This is a genomic window from Mangrovimonas cancribranchiae, assembly GCF_037126245.1.
GTDB lineage: Bacteria > Bacteroidota > Bacteroidia > Flavobacteriales > Flavobacteriaceae > Mangrovimonas > Mangrovimonas cancribranchiae.
The window spans coordinates 2,488,407-2,506,716 of record NZ_CP136925.1 but is presented as its reverse complement, the minus strand read 5'-3'; the positions used below and the strand labels follow the sequence as shown (position 1 = coordinate 2,506,716).

Sequence of the window (18,310 nt, the reverse complement as noted above, 5' to 3'; positions counted from 1 at the left end):
AGTCATTATTAAAAAAATAGTATCTTTCAAGTCGAATAAATCTATCTTTTTCATATGAAATTATATGGTCTTCTGTTATTGATGTTATGCGGTTTTTCTTCATTAGCACAATCCCAATTTTATGAGAAACCTCCAGTCTTTCCAGAGTGCGAAAATGAATCCGTTGAAAACTTTAAAACCTGTTTCGATAACCAGATTTTTAGTCACATTTTTAAAACATTTCAAGTTCCAGATATTGTAAAAGATGATTATAAAGGCAATGTAGCCGTTCTGTTTGAAGTTGATAAAGAAGGCGCTTTTCGTGTGATTTATGTTGATGCTATTTACGACGAGTTAAAGGAAGAAACTAAAAACGTATTTTCAAAATTACCAAAAATACAACCCGCTACTTATAATGGAAATCCTATTTTTAAGCAATATTCGGTTGTGATTAAAATTCCATTACAAGACCAAACCATATCTGCGAAGAGTATTTCTGTAGATAGCGTAAACGGAAAAAGTAATGAGTTAACAGCTCTAGAAGAAGCCGCCAAAACAGAGTACGATAGTGTAGGTTTAAAACTAGTGCCTTACACGCAAAAAGAGTTAACAAGCGAGTTAAATATTCCGTTTACACATAGTTATTACTCTAGATTTGATAAAAGTGTAAACCTAGTTGGTACAAATGCTCACACAGCATCTAAACCATTATTGTATAGTGATGTGGCTAATTATTACGATTTTAAATCGGAAAAAGAGGCGTTGCTTAAAGATAAATCTTCATTATTTGGAAGGAAATTATGGAACGAACATCTAGTAAGAGTCCAGTCTAAACATTATTGGTTTACGGTAGATCCTATTTTCGATTTTGAAGTTGGTAAAGATACCGAAGCCGATTTTAGTTCCACCTATAACAATACAAGAGGTATATATGTACAAGGAGGTTTAGGGAAAAAGTTTAACTTTTTTACGGCAGTTTACGAAAGTCAAGGGCGTTTTGCACAATACTACAATCAATATGCAACGTTGATAAAAGCAGCAGACGAAGCTGGAATTGTCCCGGGAAGAGGTATTGCCAAAGCCTTTAAAGATCGTGGTTTTGATTATCCTGTGGCCGAAGCCTATTTGTCTTATTCGCCAGCTAAGTTTTTTAACGTGCAGTTAGGACATGGTAAAAACTTTATAGGCGATGGTTATCGATCGTTATTTACAAGTGATGTTGCAAGTCCATCAACATACTTTAAGCTAAATACTAATTTTTGGAAAATAAAATACACAAATACATGGATGTGGTTGCGCGATGTAAGACCAGATGTAAGAGATGATGATGGCGCCTATTTAAGTAAATATATGGCAACTCATTTTTTAAGTTGGAATGCAACCAAGCGACTTAATATAGGGTTTTTCGAATCGGTTATTTGGGCTAAAACCGAAAACCGTTCGTTCGATATTAATTACATTAATCCTATTATCTTTTACCGAGCTATCGAGTTTGAAACTGGGCAAGATGCTGGAAACGCTATTTTAGGAATGTCTGCTAAATATAAAATTAGTGATAAGGTAAATGTTTATGGTCAATTTGTGTTAGATGAATTTTCGACAAGCGATGTTACTGGAGGGGAAAAGAGTTGGAAAAATAAATACGGCTATCAATTAGGGGTTAAATATTACGATGCTTTCAAACTTAAAAATCTATATCTGCAAGCCGAATATAATAGAATACGTCCGTATACCTATTCGCACAACACAATTGCTTTAAATTATGGGCATGCCAATCAATCTATGGCGCATTTATGGGGAGCAAATTTAAGCGAAGTGGTGTTAATAGGGCGCTACCATTATAAACGATGGTTTGCTAATGCTAAAGTTATTTTTGGCGAACGAGGTTTAGATTTTAACGATGGTAGCGATAATTATAGTTATGGCGGCGATATTTTTCAAAGTTATGACGACAGGCCTTCAGATACCGGAATTACAGTAGGGCAAGGAAATAAAGCAACCTCTCTTTTTGCAAATTTACAAGCGGGGTATGTTGTTAATCCGTCATCAAACCTACAGTTATTTGCCGATGTAACGTTTAGAAATTTTAATCCTGATGCACAAACAAGTACAACTTTCGAGAGTAACACCGTTTGGTTTAATCTTGGTTTAAGAACAAGTCTTTTTAATTGGTATTTCGATTTGTAATATAAACTTTTCAAAGTATCTTTGCAGTCGCTATTTTGGCGACTAAGTACAGATTAACTTTGGCTGTTATAGAAACTTCAATAAAACAACATAGTATCGTTTCAGACTTTAAAGAAATAACCAAAATGGGGTTGTCTTTAAGTGTCGTGTTTTCTTCAATTGCAGGATACTTACTTGGCGCCGAAACTGTCTCTGCAAAAACACTTATTTTCTTAGCTCTTGGTGGGTATTTTATGGTAGGAGCTTCTAATGCTTTTAATCAAATTATTGAAAAGGATTTAGATGCTTTAATGGACCGTACTAAAAACAGACCTATTCCAGCGGGGAGAATGTCGGTAAATACAGCCTTTTTAATAGCTGCTATTTTCACTGTTTTGGGAATAGGTATTTTGTATACCATAAATCCACAAACAGCTATGTTTGGTGCGATTTCAATTTTTTTATATACAAGTGTTTATACACCTTTAAAAACTAAAACGCCTTTATCTGTTTTTGTAGGAGCTATTCCAGGAGCCATACCTTTTATGTTAGGTTGGGTAGCTGCTACTAACGATTTTGGTATAGAACCAGGAACCTTATTTGCTATTCAGTTTTTTTGGCAATTTCCACACTTTTGGGCTATTGGATGGTTCTTGTACGACGATTATAAAAAAGGTGGCTTTTATATGATGCCAACCGGAAAACGAGATAGAGGTACCGCAGTACAAACCATTATGTATACTATCTGGACAGTTATTATGTCTTTAATTCCTGTGTTTGGTTTTACAGGCAAACTTTACTTGTCGCCAATAGCAGCTGTGGTAGTAGGATTGTTAGGTTTTGTTATGATTTATTATGCCTTTAAGCTATTTAAGAATATGACGTCTCATGCAGCGAAACAACTAATGTTAGCTAGTGTTTTGTATATAACCTTGTTGCAAGTTGTTTATGTTGCAGATAAATTTTTAAGACATTTATGGATTTAACACAAGGAACTGACCAGGAAAAAAATAACAGAGCCAAAAAAATGATGTTATGGTTTGGAATTATCTCTTTAACCATGTCTTTTGCAGGATTAACAAGTGCCGTTATTGTTAGTAGTTCTAGACCAGATTGGTTAAACGATTTTAGTTTACCACAAGCTTTTATAACGAGCACCATATTAATCGTAATAAGTAGCATAACCTTTTTGTTAGCTAAACGTGCTATCAAGAATAATAAAAACGCGCAAGCAACAGTGTTATTATGGGTAACCCTTCTCTTAGGAATTGTTTTTATTTGGAGTCAATTAATAGGCTTTAAACAAATTATAGATTTAGGGTATGCATTTACTGGTCCCACTAGTAATGTAACAATGAGTTTTGTGTATATTATAGCATTTGTACACATCTTGCACGTTGTTGTTGGGCTAATATCAATTTTAGTAGTAATTTATAATCATTATAAACAAAAGTATTCGCCTAGTAATTTATTAGGGGTAGAATTATCTACAACTTACTGGCATTTTGTTGATTTTCTTTGGTTATTTCTGTTTTTGTTCTTGAATTATATAAGTTGATTTTACGGGCTTAATATAGTTAACATCAAGAACTTTTAAGGAGTATAAAGGATTTCAAATCAAAAATTAGAAAAATCATATTTCTTTAGATGAAGAAATTGATTATTTTTGTGCAACTTTAATAACTAAACCAATTATATGGACACGACAGTTGTAAATACTGGAACAGAAGGTAAAACTTGGGGTGGTGGAAATCAACCATTAAAAGCAAGTTATGGTAAAATGATGATGTGGTTCTTTATCCTATCAGATGCCTTAACGTTTTCAGCTTTTTTAGCAGCCTACGGATTTTCAAGATTTAAGTTTATAGACTCATGGCCAATTGCAGACGAGGTGTTTACTCACGTGCCGTTTTTGCATGGGCAAGAATTGCCAATGATTTATGTGGCATTCATGACCTTTATTTTAATTATGTCTTCGGTAACTATGGTATTAGCTGTAGATGCTGGACATAAAATGAATAAAGCTAAAGTAACTATATACATGTTCCTTACCATTATTGGTGGTATTATTTTCGTTGGCTCTCAAGCGTGGGAATGGGCAACATTTATTAAAGGGGATTATGGAGCTATTCAAACAAAAGGAGGTAATATTTTACAGTTTGTTGATAATGAAGGTCATCGCGTAGCTTTAAAAGACTTTGCTATTGTAAATGAACACAAAACGCGTGTTGAAGACCAGCGTAAAAGCGGTATCTGGTTTACAGATAACGAGTCGTTACCAACCTTTACACTAGAAGAAGTGGTGAGTGGTTTTGAAGCTAATGAGAATATTGTAATTCGCACACAGCAATTAACAGAAGACGGAAAGAAAACAGTGCTTTCCAGAGAAGAATCTATTAAGCAATTAAAAGCTAATGGAAAAGCTGTTGTAGAAGGTGCTAATCTTCATGTAAATGAATATGGATCGCCTCTATTCGCAGATTTCTTTTTCTTTATTACAGGATTCCACGGATTTCACGTATTCTCGGGTGTTGTAATTAATATCATTATTTTCTTTAATGTTATTTTAGGAACTTACGAAAGAAGAAAAAACTACGAAATGGTTGAGAAAGTAGGTCTTTACTGGCACTTTGTAGATTTAGTTTGGGTATTTGTATTTACGTTCTTCTATTTAGTTTAATTTATCAGATTTAAAATAAAGCATACATCATGGCAGACGCACATAAATTAGAAATATTACGAGGTTTAATTAAATTTAAAAGCAATACCCAGAAAATTTGGGGTGTTTTAATATTACTATCTATCGTAACAGCAATCGAGGTTGTTTTAGGGATATACAAACCAGAAGCTTTAGAAGGAAAAATTATAGGAATGAAAATCTTAAACTGGATTTTCATTATTTTAACCATCGTAAAAGCATATTACATTACTTGGGATTTCATGCACATGAGAGACGAAACTAAAGGCCTAAGAAGAGCTGTAGTTTGGACTGGAGTTTTCTTAATATGTTACCTTGTTTTTATTTTACTTCAAGAAGGAGGATATATTCAAGGAGTTTACCAAAATGGATTTATCACAAGAGACTTTTAATTAAGTTAAATAGATATTAAAAGGCGGTTTTTAAACCGCCTTTTTTTATTTTTGTACCTATGAAACTAAAGTCTTCTCAAAAGTATATTGTTCTAGGTGTACTGTTTTTTTTACCAGTCATGTTTTTGCTTTTCCTATATCCTGCTAAGCATAATTATGACGCTTTAGATGTTGTAAAAGCTAATATTTCAGAAATAAATAACTTTGTATCTAAGGAGCCAATTTTTATTAAAGATCATTTAACGGTTTTAGCCTTTTTAGGTAGTAACCCAAAAGAAAAACTTATTGAAGCGTCTAACCTTAAAGAATTGGTTTACGATAAATTTAAAGGCTTTAAAACATTCCAAATTATATTTGTATTACCCAAAGGAAGTGAAGAACAAGGCGAAAACCTTAAAAAAGAGATAGCGAGTTATAAGCCCTTAGAATATTTGCATTTGGTTTATGGTAGCGAGCAACAAATAAATACATTGTACAGTAGCTTAAGGTCATCTAAAAGGTTAGATGAGAATTTATCTTCACAGCAGGTTTTTTTAATAGATAAAGAACAAAATCAAAGAGGAAGATTAGACGATAGAACCGATGGCGAGATTGCAAAAAACGCAGACGTTTATCCGTTATTATCATACAACTGTATAGAAGTTGCCGAACTTAAAAATAAAATGAGTGAAGACTTACGTATTTTGTTTACAGAATATAGGCAAAAACGCAAAGGAAATTTCGATTCCACAACACGAAGAGCTAACGATTTAAAGTAAAAACATGAGCAAAAAACAAAATTATTCTTACATAGGAATTGCTTTTATAATATTGGTTTTCGGTATCATTTTCATCCCTAAAATTGTTGATAGAATTAAAAATAACGACATTACTAGAAGTGATAGAATGACTCAAGAGCAGGATAATAATTTTTCAGATGAAAGTGCCTTAGCGTTTTTAGAAATTAATGGCAAACGAAAAAAAGTACCAGCTTTTAGTTTTGTTAACCATAAAGGCGATACCATTACGCAAAACGACTATTTAGGCAAAGTATATGTTGTGGAGTTTTTCTTCACTACATGCCCAACAATATGTCCTAAAATGAATAGAAACTTAGTACACATACAAAATGCGTTTACATCGTATACCAATTTTGGTATAGCATCGTTTTCAATAAACCCAACCCACGATACACCAGAAGTGTTAAACGATTACGCCAAACAATATGGTATTACAAACCCTAATTGGCATTTAATGACAGGAGATAAAGAAGCTATTTATGAATTAGCCAATACAGGATTTAATATTTATGCAGGTGAAAACCCAGAAGTAGCAGGAGGTTTTGAACATTCAGGAAATTTTGCTTTAATAGATAAAAACGGTTACATCCGTTCTAGAATGGATAACTTTGGTAATCCTAAAATATTTTATTCAGGAGTAACAAGTGTTGAAGATCAAGTTGATGATGATGGACAAAAAGAAGAAATAACCATGCTAAAACAGGATATAAAAAAATTATTAAATGAGTAATGTAGAAAACCTTGACGCTGAAAAAAAATATAACAAATGGATTGTTGTATTGTCTGTTGTAATTCCATTAGCTGTTGCAGCCTTGTTTGGTATAAAGTTGCCCAATGTTGAACCGTTAACGTTTTTGCCACCCATTTATGCCTCTATAAACGCTATAACTGCAATTTTATTAATTTCGGCTTATTGGGCGATTATTAATAAAAAACCTTTACTGCATGAACGACTTATTAAAGTAGCCATCTTTTTTTCAGTAGCTTTTTTAGGTATGTATGTGGCATATCATATGACTAGCGACTCTACAAAATATGGTGGCGAAGGGGTTTTAAAATATACTTATTATATCATTTTAATAACCCATATCTTACTTTCAATTATTATTATTCCTTTTGTATTAATTACCTATGTAAGAGCTATTACAAAAAACTTTGAAAGGCATAAAAAAATAGCACGTATAACTTTTCCTTTATGGTTGTATGTTGCAATTTCAGGTGTTATGGTTTATATTATGATATCACCGTATTACAACTAGTTTATGAAAAAAGCGTGGATACTTTTACTATTATTACTACTATTGGCTATCCCAGTAGAAGCGCAATGTGCCATGTGTCGAGCTGTATTAGAAAGTGAAGAAGGGCAAAGTGCCGCAAAAGGTATTAACGATGGTATTATTTACCTCATGGCAATACCTTATATATTGGTTGCCGGAATAGGGTTCGCTATTTATAAAGCTTTCAATAAAAAGAAGCGTTAATGCGATTGTTGTTTTGTATTATCTGCTTTTTTATAATAACCTATAGTCAATCACAAAACATTTCTGGGACTATTCGCGATAGTCTTTCCAATATTCTATTACCCTATACCAATTTAAGTGTTTTAAACTCTAATTACGGTACTGCTACCGATAGTTTAGGGAAGTTTACATTCAACCTAGATAAACACACTAACGATACTTTATTTGTGTCGGCGCTAGGTTATAAAAACAAACAAATTCCGCTAATAACACTTGTGCATAAAAAGCAGCCTTTAATTATAAAGTTGTTGCCTCAAGAAATAACTTTAAATGAAGTTTTAGTTAACGCGAAAAGAAAAAAATATACAGCAATAAAAACATTAGGGGTTAAACGCAAAAAAGTTAAATTTAAATCGTCCGTGCCTTTTGGTTATGAAAGGTGTTTGTACATTAAAAATGAGTCTTTAGTTTCAGGAAAAGTAGCCTGGGTGGCTTTTAAGCTTAAAAAGAAAAAGATTGAGGATTATGATATGTATCCAACTTTTTTTAGAGTAAAATTTTATGAATTTGATACGATTCGCAAACGTCCAGCAAAACCTATTTCTAGCTTCGATACTATAATAAAGCCTAAAAATAAAAACCAACGTATCAAAATACTTCTTAAAGATGAATTTGTACCATTTTTAAAATATGGAGTTTGTGTAAGTATAGAAGCGATTAACCCACAGCCTAATCACCCTAAAAAAAGTATGTACGTAACCACACCAAATTTGGTAATGACTTACGATGATGAATCATTAACCTGGTCGAGTTATCGTGGGCAACCTTGGACACACATGACCCGTAAAATGCGGTGGAAGTCATTTGGGAAAGTAAAGTACTATTACATGAATCCATTAGTTGAGCTTGGCATTCAGTACGAAAAATAAGAGGTGAAACCCTATTTTACAAAAAGTTTAACACAGTAAGAAAAGAGCGTCTGTAAATAAAATTTACTTTTATTGTAACATTTTTCTTGATTTCAAGTCTAACTTATGGGTTTACCATCAATACCAATCAAAAAAGTATATGTTACAAATTAAAAATCTTCATAAATCCTATCCAATAGGAGATTCTAGTTTACATGTTTTAAAAGGCATAGATCTTTCTGTAACTGACGGCGAAATGGTCGCTATTATGGGGTCATCGGGTTCTGGGAAATCTACACTTTTAAATATTATAGGTATGCTAGACGAAGCTGATTCTGGTGAATATGTATTGGATGATGTTCCTATTAAAAACCTCACCGAGAAAAAAGCCGCTATCTATCGTAATAAGTTTTTAGGGTTTATTTTTCAATCTTTCAATCTTATAAACTATAAAAACGCTTTAGAAAATGTAGCCTTGCCGCTATACTATCAAGGTTTAAAACGTAAAGAACGTCAAGAGAAAGCCTTATTTCATTTAGAAAAAGTAGGCTTAAAAGAATGGGCACATCATTTACCAAACGAACTTTCTGGTGGGCAAAAACAACGTGTTGCTATAGCAAGAGCCTTGGCAGCAAACCCTAAACTCCTTTTAGCCGATGAGCCGACAGGAGCCTTAGATACCAAAACATCGTATGAAATTATGGCTTTTATTCAGCATTTAAACGATGAAGGTAAAACCATACTAATGGTAACCCATGAAGAGGATATTGCTAATATGTGTAAACGTATTGTACGACTTAAAGATGGTGTTATTATGGAAGATACTAAAGTAGATCAAGTAAGAGCAGAGCAGTATGTTTGATATAGATCTTTGGCGCGAAATATTTCAAAGTATTAATAAAAATAGAACCAGAAGTTTGCTATCTGGTTTTACCGTGGCCTTTGCTATATTGTTATTTGCCATACTTTTCGGTATAGCAAATGGGCTAAAAAACACCTTTAAAGAAGCTTTTGGTACCGATGCCAATAACTCCATTATAATTTTTCCAGGAAAAACAACCAAGCCTTATAAAGGTCTTCAGTCAGGAAGACTCATACAATTTAAAAATGAAGATCGCGATTACATTTTAGATGAATTCGGAGACAATGTTCAATATATAACCTCTAAAGTAAATCGTACAGCAAGCGTTGCTTACAAAGGCGAAAAAAATACTTACGAAGTTCGAGGCGTATATCCCGAATATATGTTCATCGAAAATAATAAAGTAAAAGATGGTCGCTACATCAACCAAAGCGATGTTACAAATAGAACTAAAATTGTTGTCATTGGTCAGACTGTAGAAGACGATTTATTTAAAAGAGAAAATCCCATAGGGAAGTATATTAACATAGGCGGCATTCAATATAAAATAGCAGGTGTTTTTACCGATGATGAAGGCGATAGTGAAGAACGAGTTATTTACATGCCTATTAGTACCACACAGTTTGTTTATGGTAATAACGATTATGTTGATTTAATGCATTTAACATATAACCCTGAAATGAATTCAGATGAAGCATTAGCCTTTGGAAATACCATTGAAAGTAAATTAAAACAGCGTTTTTCTGTGGCAAGAAACGATCAACGTGCGATTCGTATTTTTAATATGGCTCAAGGCACTAAGCAAGTCGATATCATGACTAGTAGTTTAACCGTAATTATTTTAGTTATTGGTTTTGGTACACTTATAGCCGGTATTGTAGGGATAAGTAATATCATGATTTTTATTGTAAAAGAGCGTACTAAAGAAATTGGTATTCGAAAAGCCTTAGGAGCTTCACCACGGTCTATTATATCAATTATTTTATTAGAATCTATAATAATTACGGCCATAGCGGGATATGTTGGTCTGCTATTAGGAGTTGGTGTTTTAGAACTGGCTGCACCAAGTTTAGAAACGTATTTTATAAAAGATCCAGGCGTAAGCAATAGTTTAGTGGTTGGTGCCACAATTACGCTTATTGTAGCAGGTGCAATTGCTGGATATTTACCAGCAAAAAAAGCGTCACAAATAAAACCTATTGTAGCTTTAAGAAACGATTAACATGTTAAGATTTTTATTAGATAGAGATACCTGGCAAGAAGTTTTTGATAGCTTCAATAAAAACAAGTTAAGATCAGTCTTAACCATGGTAGGCGTTTGGTGGGGAATTTTACTGCTTATTGGCTTATTGGGCTCAGCACGAGGTTTAGAAAACGCTTTTAACCGTTTGTTTGGCGATTTTGCGACAAATAGTGTCTTTGTTTGGGGGCAATCTACAGGAATGCCTTTTAGAGGGTTTCAAGAAGGGCGCCAAGTAGAACTTTCGCTTTCCGATACCAAAAAAATAGAAGAAAATGTAGAAGGCATTGAATTCGTTTTACCTAGAAACCAGCGAACCATTACAGCAACACGCAATTTTTTATCCGGTAGCTTTAGAATGGTAGGTGATTATCCGCTTTTAAATAAACTTCAAAAAATAAACCTTATTCAAGGACGCTTTGTCAATCAAAATGATATTGATGATAATAAAAAAGTGGTCGTTATTTCAGAAGATGTTTACAAACAACTTTTTGAAAAAGATGCCGAAGTTATAGGTGAATACATCGTTATTAACGATATTAATTTTAAAGTTATAGGACTTTACGAAGTTGGGAATGTAAATATGGGGCCATCGCAAGACATGCATATTCCATTTACAACCTACCAACAAATTTATAACTCAGGTGATAGAATAGGCTGGATGATGATTACTGGTAAACCAGAGTATAACATCAAGCAAATAGAACAAGACGCTAAACTTTTATTAAAAAACCTAAACAATATTCATCCAGAAGATAGTCGTGCTTTTGGAAGTTTTAACTTAGGGAAAGAGTTTAAAAAAATGACTGGTTTTTTAACAGGAATGCAGTTTTTAACATGGTTTGTGGGGATTGCCACTTTAATAGCAGGCGTATTTGCCATTGGTAACATATTGCTTATTACTGTAAAAGAGCGTACTAAAGAAATAGGTGTTCGTCGTGCTTTAGGAGCCACGCCTTATGAAATAAAACGACAAATTGTAGTTGAAGCTGTGTTTTTAACTATTATTGCAGGCCTTTTTGGTATTATTTCTGGCGGATGGATTTTAATTTTGTTAAATACTATGTTTGGTCAAGGAGATGAAGCTGCCATAGTAAACCCATCGGTCTCGATTGCAGTTGTATTTGTCGCTTTAGTAATTTTAGTGATTTTAGGAACTTTAATCGGGTTAATACCTGCATTTAAAGCCACAAGTATAAAACCAATAGACGCATTAAGAGAAGAATAGAATAAACAATCAAAAATAAAATGAATAAAACGTTAAAAATCATTATCGGAATTGTATTACTCTTACTATTTGTATGGGTAATCAAATATTTTAAAGACGCTAATTCTAAAGCGGTTGAAGATTTTAAAACAGAAGAGCCTTTTTATACTTCAATAAATACTAAAGCTGTGGCTACGGGAAAATTAAACCCAGAAGAAGAAATTGAACTTAAACCACAAATTTCTGGGATTATCGATAAAATACTTGTCGAAGAAGGCGATATTGTGAAAAAAGGCGATTTAATTGCTAAAATTCGTGTGGTGCCAGACGAGCAAAGTTTGGTAAGTGCCAGAAGTAATATTCAAACACAAAAACTATCATTCGATAACGCTAAAGTGCTTTACGATCGTAATAAAGAATTGTTTGAAAAAGGAGTTATTTCAAAGCAAGATTTCGAGAATAGCGAGTTATCTTACAATCAAGCTAAAGAGAGCTTAGCGCAAGCACAAAATAACTATCAAATTATTAAACAAGGATCGCTGTCTGGTGGAAACACTGCAAACACAAGTATTGTAGCACAAATTTCAGGAACTATTTTAGAAATTCCAGTGCGTGAAGGCGATCAAGTTATCGAAAGTAACAACTTTAACGATGGGACAACCATTGCAACCATTGCCGATATGAGTGTGATGATTTTTGAAGGCCAAGTTGATGAAGCCGAAGTTGGTAAACTAAAAGAAGGTGAAGAAATAAAAGTTATTTTAGGAGCTATTCGCGATAAAGAATTTCCTGCTAAACTAACATTTGTGGCACCAAAAGGTATTGAAGAAAACGGCGCCGTACAATTTACTATAAAAGCCGATGTAAATGTAGAAGAAAGCACCAATATACGTGCAGGATATAGTGCAAATGCCGAAATAGATATCGAGGCAAGAGATAGCGTTTTGGCTATTCGCGAAGCCTTGTTGCAATATAACCGTATTACCGAAAAACCATTTGTTGAGGTTTTAGAGGGTGAAAACAATTACAAAAAAGTAGACGTAGAGCTTGGCTTATCCGATGGTATAAATGTTGAAATTACCGAAGGTGTTGCCGAAGGCGATAAAATAAAAGTGTGGAACAAAGCATCAGATGATAATAATGAAGATGATGAAAATAGATAAAATAGGTTTTAGCATAATAGCAGTATTATTTTTAAGTATAAGCATTCAAGCACAAGATAAAGTTTGGACACTACAAGAGTGTGTTAATTATGCTTTGGAGAATAACATATCGGTAAAACAGATTAATAATTCGCTTTTGTCTGGAGAGCAAGATGTAAAAGCTTCTAAAGGTAGTTTTTTACCAACGTTAAATGCTAGTGCAAGTCAATCACTAGGACTTGGTAACCAAGAGTTATTTCAAGGTCAATTTGCCGACCGTACAACGCATTCTACCAATATAGGGATAAGAGCAACTCAAAATGTGTTTAATGGTTTTAGAACCTCTTATTTATATAAACAATCCTTACTAAACCAAGAGGCCAACCAATTACAGTTACAAAAGCTTAAAGATGATATTTCGCTAAATGTAGCCAATGCCTATTTAAATGTATTATTCAATAAGGAAAATTTAGAAACGGCAAAAGCGCAAGTAGATTTCTCACAGGCACAATTAAACCAAGTGCAAGATTTGGTAGAAGCTGGCGTTCAACCACAAGCCAATGTTTATGATGCCGAAGCAACTTTAGCATCAGATGAGCAAAGTTTAACCATTGCCGAGAATAATTATAATATTGCGTTACTTACACTGTCTCAAATACTGCAAATACCTAGAGAAGGATTTCAGGTAGAAATGATTGATGTAGGAAGCCCAACGGCAACTTTAATGTATAATAACGTAGAGCCTATTTTAGACTATGCTTTCGATAATAGAAGTGAGATAAAACTTGCCGAAAAGAATATTGAAGTAGCCGAGATGAATACTAAAATTAGCAAATCTGGATTTTTGCCAAACGTAAATTTAAGTTACGCATTTGGATCAAATGCATTTTATTCGAATTTGATAGATACAGAAGACACGTTTTTCAATCAGTTAAATGATCAAAAAGCGCATAGTTTTAGTTTAAGTATAGGAATACCAATATTCTCACAATTTCAAAATAAAACATCTGTAACCAAAGCAAAAATTTCTGTTGAAAACTCAAAATTAGATTTAGCGCAATCTAAATTAGACTTAGAAAACACTATACAAACGGCATTTACAGATGCCAAAGCAGCTTTAAAAAGTTACGAAGCATCTAAAAAGGCCTTGCAATCACAAGAATTAGCCTTTGAAAATGCGCAAGAACGGTATAATCTTGGCGCTATGAATGCTTTCGATTTAGAGCAGTCTAGAATTAGATATGTCAATGCACAATCAAACTTAATTAACGCTAAATACGATTTTATTTTTAAAACTAAAGTGTTAGATTTTTATATTGGAAAACCAATAGTAATAAATAATAATTAATAGTTATTTTGATTCTAAGTATAGAAACAGCAACAACTAATTGTTCGGTAGCTTTATCTAAAGAAGGTGAAACTATAGCTCTTATTGAGGATTATGATAAAGGCTATTCACACGCCGAAAGATTACATGCTTACATAGATCAGATTTTAAGCGAGGGTAATATCGATAAATCTCAACTAGATGCTATAGCTGTAAGTAAAGGACCGGGCTCTTATACGGGATTGCGAATTGGCGTTTCTACAGCTAAAGGATTAGCCTACGCACTAGAGAAACCTTTAATTTCTGTATCTACTTTAGAGTCGTTATCAAGACAGGTTAACATAGAAGGTGGTTATATTATTCCTATGCTAGATGCTAGGCGTATGGAAGTATATTCGGCCGTTTTTAATGCCGATTTTAGTTTAGCACGTGATATTAAAGCCGAAGTTTTAGAAGAAAATAGCTTTCAAGAGTACTTAGAGAAAGAGAAAGTTTATTTTATAGGTAATGGTGTGGAGAAAACAAAAACCATTATAACTCATCCTAATGCTGTTTTTATTGATGCGAAATTACCCTCGGCAAACGAGATGGGTAGCATAGCTTATAAAAAGTATAAAGTAAACAACTTTGAAGATGTGGCTTATTTTGAACCGTATTATTTAAAGGATTTTGTGGCGATAAAATCTAAGAAATAAGAATAAAAGCTGCTAGAAAAAATAAAAAAAGAGAACGTTATTAACGTTCTCTTTTTGCTTAATATATTAGCCTAAAGCCTTTAAGCGTCTTTATGTATTTCAACACTGTGTGGGTAAGGAATTTCAATACCTGCAGCATCTAAGGCTTCTTTAGCATTTTCGGTAACATCAAAATAAACATCCCAGTAATCTTCAGTTTTACACCATGGTCTTGTAGCAAAATTAACCGAGCTGTCTGCTAATTCTAATACGGTAACCGCAGGAGCAGGGTCTTTCAATACTTTAGGATGAGATGTTAATACATTCATTAAAACCTCTTTGGTTTTTTTAATATCAGAATCATATCCAACGCCAAAAACAAGGTCAACACGTCTGGTGCCTTCAGTTGTGTAGTTAACAATATTACCATTAGAAAGCGCTCCATTTGGAATAATGATTTCTTTATTAGAAAGTCCTGTAAGTTTTGTGGTGAAAATTTCAATTTCTTTTACCACACCTATTTCACCTTGAGCTTCAATTAAGTCACCTATTTTAATAGGTTTAAAAATCATAATTAAAACGCCTCCAGCAAAGTTTGATAACGATCCTTGTAATGCCATACCAACTGCCAAACCAGCAGCAGCTAAAATAGCAGCAAACGATGTTGTTTCAACACCAAGCTTAGCAAGAATAGCAAGGATTAAAAGTATTTTTAATGCCCAGCCAAGAAGGTTAATTAGGAATTTCTCTAGACTTTCATCAAAGTCTCTTTTATCCATTATTTTTTTGGTAGTGCCTAGAAGTTTTTTAATAATCCAAGAACCAATAATCCATATGAGAATGGCTCCCAGAATTTTAATGCCATATTCTGAGGCAAAGTTTAGGCCTTTTTCAGTCCATTTTTCTAAATCCATGTGTTTTGTTTAAGTGATTAATTAATAAAATTATAAGAATGATTTTTCAACCTCTTTAAATAAAGGTTAAGCTTCTTTTTTTAAGATGATAAAAAAAGTGCTTTAGTTTAAAAGCACTTTTTAGTTTATTGTGTTAGTAGTATGTTATTTAACTTCAAATGTAATTTTAACGTTTACACGAAATTCTACAACATCATCGCCATTTACTACGGCGCTTTGCTCGTTTACGTAAACCGAACGTATGTTTTTTACTGTTTTAGAGGCGTCTTTTACAGCCTTTTTTGTAGCATCTTCCCAACTTTTATCCGAGTTGGCCAATACCTCAATTACTTTTAATACTGCCATAATGTAATTTTTTATTTGGTTAATAATGTATAATAGCTATTTAATATAGCTGTTTTTTAGACACCATCCAAATAAAAAAGTCACACTTAACCATTAATAGCTTCCACTTTTAAAGAGGTATCGTTTAGCATGTCTTTAAGCATATTTTCTATGCCATTTTTTAAGGTAAATGTGGATGACGGACAACCGCTACAAGCACCTTGTAAAACAACTTTTACAGTTTTGTCAGAAGCGTTATAAGATTCGAACATAATATTGCCACCATCGCTTTGTACAGCTGGTTTTACATATTCTTCTAAAATGTTTACAATTTGTTTCGAAGTGTCATCTAAAGCCTCAAAGTTTTGATCTAACTTTTCGTTGGTTTTATTTAAAGTCTCTGGAGCTTCTGGTAGTAAAATGTCCTTGCCTTCTTCAATGTGTGTTTTAATAAACTCACGGAGCTCCATAGTAATATCGTTCCATTCGGCAATGTCATATTTACTTATAGAAACATAATTTTCATCAATAAACACTTCTTTAACAAATGGAAAGTGAAATAAAGCCGATGCTAGAGGTGATAGTTTAGCATGGTCTATCGAGGTGAATTCGTAAGGTGCAGTTACTAGTTTTTTGTTCGCTACAAATTTCATAACACTTGGGTTAGGCGTACTTTCGGCATAAACAGTAACAGGTACTTTTTTAGGTGCAGCATCTTCTTCTAAAATAATGCCGCCATTGTTTAAATACTCTCCTATTTGTTTAGCAACATCGTATTGAACATCTTTCCATTCAACAATATTATAGCGTTCTACAGCAATAAAATTTCCTGAAATGTATACCTTTTTTACAAAAGGTAAATAAAATAACTGTTGTGCTAAAGGCGATGATTTGGCCTCATCAATGTTATTAAATTCAAAACTTTGATGCTTAGTGATAAATTGGTTTAATTCAAACTTTATAATGGCTTTATTGGAAGTTTCTTGTATGGAAACGTGATAGTTACTCATGAGATATAAATTTTATGCAAAAGTACTAAAAAGATAATGTGTATATTTGGCTTTTAAGTCTTTTTTGGGAAAACACTTTTTTCATGTGTATTACATTGTTAAAGTACTATAGAAAATGACTAATTTTTTTATATTTGGCATCTGATTATAATTTTATTGCTTAAAAGGAGTTTTAATAAGGTAATAGAATGACAAATCTGCCTGAAACCTTAGATTATGATATTTAAAAGATTGTTTTTATTATTACTAGCTGTATTTAGCTTTCAACTAGTACAATCACAGGAAGGACTTCCTATATACTCAGACTACTTAACCGACAATTATTATTTAATTCACCCATCAATGGCTGGAGCTTCTAATTGTGCCAAGGTTAGAATAACAGGACGTCAGCAGTGGTTTGGCGATGATGATGCACCAAGGTTACTAACAGCAAGTGCTAATGGTAGAATTGGCGATTCTCAATCTGGTATAGGAGCTATTCTTTATACCGATAAAAATGGGTATCACTCACAAACTGGAGGATACATAACCTATGCGCACCATATTATGTTTTCTAGAAGTGAAGTAGATTTAAATATGTTATCTTTTGGTTTAAGTATAGGAGCTATTCAATATAGATTAGATGAAAGTGCTTTTATAAACGAACCTTTTGATCCTATTATAGCTGGTGTAGACCAAAGTGCTACTAACTTTAATTTAGATTTTGGTTTTTCTTACCATTTGTATGATTTTTATGCTCATGCCACGGTAAAAAATATGCTTAAAAATGAAGGGATAAACTCTAACGAGAATGGTTTATTCTCTTACGATAACCCAAGACAGTTTTTAGGAACAGTAGGATATGTTTTTTCTAAATATGGAAGCACATGGGCTTTCGAGCCATCAGTAATGTTTCAATATAAAGATGGTACAAAAGAATCTTCATTTGATATAAATGCTAAAGCATACAAAGAAATGGAATTTGGTAAGCTTTGGGGAGGATTATCTTACAGAAGAAGTTTAGATGGTGCAGATTATTACGAGGGTAATGGTGTAAGTAGCCAGAAACTTCAGTACATTACACCAATATTAGGTATAGATTATAAGCAATTTATGTTTGCTTATACATATTCTTATCAAGCAAATTCTGTAGTGTTTAATAATGGAGGTTTCCATCAAATAACACTAGGATTTAACTTTAATTGTAGACGAGAACGCTACCACTGTAATTGTCCAGCGGTTAACTAAA

20 protein-coding genes are annotated in these 18,310 nt (G+C 33.1%); 17 read left to right on the top strand and 3 right to left on the bottom strand.

All coding sequences use genetic code 11. The annotated features are described in order from the left end of the window. Window positions 1-54: 54 nt before the first annotated feature. The 16 genes from R3L15_RS11560 to tsaB all read left to right on the top strand — a co-directional run bounded on the left by R3L15_RS11560 (window position 55) and on the right by tsaB (window position 14,855). Window positions 55-2,166 carry a gliding motility protein RemB gene (locus tag R3L15_RS11560; protein ID WP_338731850.1) on the top strand — a complete coding sequence of 704 codons (2,112 nt, stop codon included), beginning with the start codon at window positions 55-57 and terminating at the stop codon, window positions 2,164-2,166. Window positions 2,167-2,225: 59 nt separating this feature from the next. Then, window positions 2,226-3,131: a heme o synthase gene (gene cyoE, locus R3L15_RS11555; protein WP_338731848.1), complete on the top strand. Its 906-nt coding sequence runs from the start codon at window positions 2,226-2,228 to the stop codon at window positions 3,129-3,131. Continuing rightward, complete coding sequence (locus R3L15_RS11550; RefSeq protein WP_338731846.1) at window positions 3,122-3,703, top strand: cytochrome c oxidase subunit 3; 582 nt, start codon at window positions 3,122-3,124, stop codon at window positions 3,701-3,703. Before cyoE ends, R3L15_RS11550 begins: the two co-directional genes overlap by 10 nt. A 138-nt stretch (window positions 3,704-3,841) precedes the next feature. After that, window positions 3,842-4,825, top strand: coding sequence for a cytochrome c oxidase subunit 3 (locus R3L15_RS11545; RefSeq protein ID WP_338731844.1), 984 nt, complete (start codon window positions 3,842-3,844; stop codon window positions 4,823-4,825). Between the two features lie 29 nt (window positions 4,826-4,854). Further along, on the top strand, window positions 4,855-5,235 hold the full coding sequence (locus R3L15_RS11540; RefSeq protein WP_338731842.1) for a cytochrome C oxidase subunit IV family protein: 381 nt from the start codon (window positions 4,855-4,857) through the stop codon (window positions 5,233-5,235). 59 nt (window positions 5,236-5,294) lie between these two features. After that, window positions 5,295-5,993: a hypothetical protein gene (locus tag R3L15_RS11535; RefSeq protein ID WP_338731840.1), complete on the top strand. Its 699-nt coding sequence runs from the start codon at window positions 5,295-5,297 to the stop codon at window positions 5,991-5,993. 4 nt (window positions 5,994-5,997) lie between these two features. After that, window positions 5,998-6,744, top strand: a complete 747-nt coding sequence (locus tag R3L15_RS11530) for an SCO family protein (protein WP_338731839.1) — start codon at window positions 5,998-6,000, stop codon at window positions 6,742-6,744. After that, window positions 6,737-7,273, top strand: a complete 537-nt coding sequence (locus R3L15_RS11525) for a DUF420 domain-containing protein (protein ID WP_338731837.1) — start codon at window positions 6,737-6,739, stop codon at window positions 7,271-7,273. The genes R3L15_RS11530 and R3L15_RS11525 overlap by 8 nt, the downstream gene beginning before the upstream one ends. A gap of 3 nt (window positions 7,274-7,276) precedes the next feature. Continuing rightward, window positions 7,277-7,495, top strand: a complete 219-nt coding sequence (locus R3L15_RS11520; protein WP_338731836.1) for a hypothetical protein — start codon at window positions 7,277-7,279, stop codon at window positions 7,493-7,495. Next, on the top strand, window positions 7,495-8,403 hold the full coding sequence (locus R3L15_RS11515; protein ID WP_338731835.1) for a carboxypeptidase-like regulatory domain-containing protein: 909 nt from the start codon (window positions 7,495-7,497) through the stop codon (window positions 8,401-8,403). Before R3L15_RS11520 ends, R3L15_RS11515 begins: the two co-directional genes overlap by 1 nt. A 139-nt stretch (window positions 8,404-8,542) precedes the next feature. Continuing rightward, window positions 8,543-9,244 (top strand): ABC transporter ATP-binding protein, encoded by a 702-nt coding sequence (locus R3L15_RS11510; RefSeq protein WP_338731834.1) that lies wholly within the window; start codon window positions 8,543-8,545, stop codon window positions 9,242-9,244. After that, on the top strand, window positions 9,237-10,466 hold the full coding sequence (locus R3L15_RS11505; RefSeq protein ID WP_338731832.1) for an ABC transporter permease: 1,230 nt from the start codon (window positions 9,237-9,239) through the stop codon (window positions 10,464-10,466). The genes R3L15_RS11510 and R3L15_RS11505 overlap by 8 nt, the downstream gene beginning before the upstream one ends. Window position 10,467: 1 nt before the next feature. Continuing rightward, complete coding sequence (locus R3L15_RS11500) at window positions 10,468-11,712, top strand: ABC transporter permease (RefSeq protein WP_125467828.1); 1,245 nt, start codon at window positions 10,468-10,470, stop codon at window positions 11,710-11,712. Between the two features lie 20 nt (window positions 11,713-11,732). Further along, window positions 11,733-12,854, top strand: coding sequence for an efflux RND transporter periplasmic adaptor subunit (locus tag R3L15_RS11495; RefSeq protein ID WP_338731830.1), 1,122 nt, complete (start codon window positions 11,733-11,735; stop codon window positions 12,852-12,854). Beyond that, complete coding sequence (locus tag R3L15_RS11490; protein WP_338731829.1) at window positions 12,838-14,181, top strand: TolC family protein; 1,344 nt, start codon at window positions 12,838-12,840, stop codon at window positions 14,179-14,181. Before R3L15_RS11495 ends, R3L15_RS11490 begins: the two co-directional genes overlap by 17 nt. A gap of 8 nt (window positions 14,182-14,189) precedes the next feature. After that, complete coding sequence (gene tsaB / locus R3L15_RS11485; RefSeq protein ID WP_405023537.1) at window positions 14,190-14,855, top strand: tRNA (adenosine(37)-N6)-threonylcarbamoyltransferase complex dimerization subunit type 1 TsaB; 666 nt, start codon at window positions 14,190-14,192, stop codon at window positions 14,853-14,855. 80 nt (window positions 14,856-14,935) lie between these two features. Here tsaB and R3L15_RS11480 read toward each other — a convergent pair whose 3' ends face one another. The 3 genes from R3L15_RS11480 to R3L15_RS11470 form a co-directional block, all read right to left on the bottom strand. After that, the gene (locus R3L15_RS11480; protein WP_125467831.1) at window positions 14,936-15,748 is read right to left on the bottom strand and encodes a mechanosensitive ion channel family protein; all 813 of its coding nucleotides are present in this window, start codon (window positions 15,746-15,748) and stop codon (window positions 14,936-14,938) included. A gap of 144 nt (window positions 15,749-15,892) precedes the next feature. Continuing rightward, window positions 15,893-16,093 carry a dodecin family protein gene (locus R3L15_RS11475; protein WP_338731828.1) on the bottom strand — a complete coding sequence of 67 codons (201 nt, stop codon included), beginning with the start codon at window positions 16,091-16,093 and terminating at the stop codon, window positions 15,893-15,895. 86 nt (window positions 16,094-16,179) lie between these two features. Continuing rightward, window positions 16,180-17,082: a NifU family protein gene (locus tag R3L15_RS11470; protein WP_338731827.1), complete on the bottom strand. Its 903-nt coding sequence runs from the start codon at window positions 17,080-17,082 to the stop codon at window positions 16,180-16,182. A gap of 216 nt (window positions 17,083-17,298) precedes the next feature. Here R3L15_RS11470 and R3L15_RS11465 point away from each other — a divergent pair, with 216 nt between their 5' ends. After that, complete coding sequence (locus tag R3L15_RS11465) at window positions 17,299-18,309, top strand: type IX secretion system membrane protein PorP/SprF (protein ID WP_338731826.1); 1,011 nt, start codon at window positions 17,299-17,301, stop codon at window positions 18,307-18,309. The last annotated feature ends 1 nt before the right edge of the window (window position 18,310 follow it).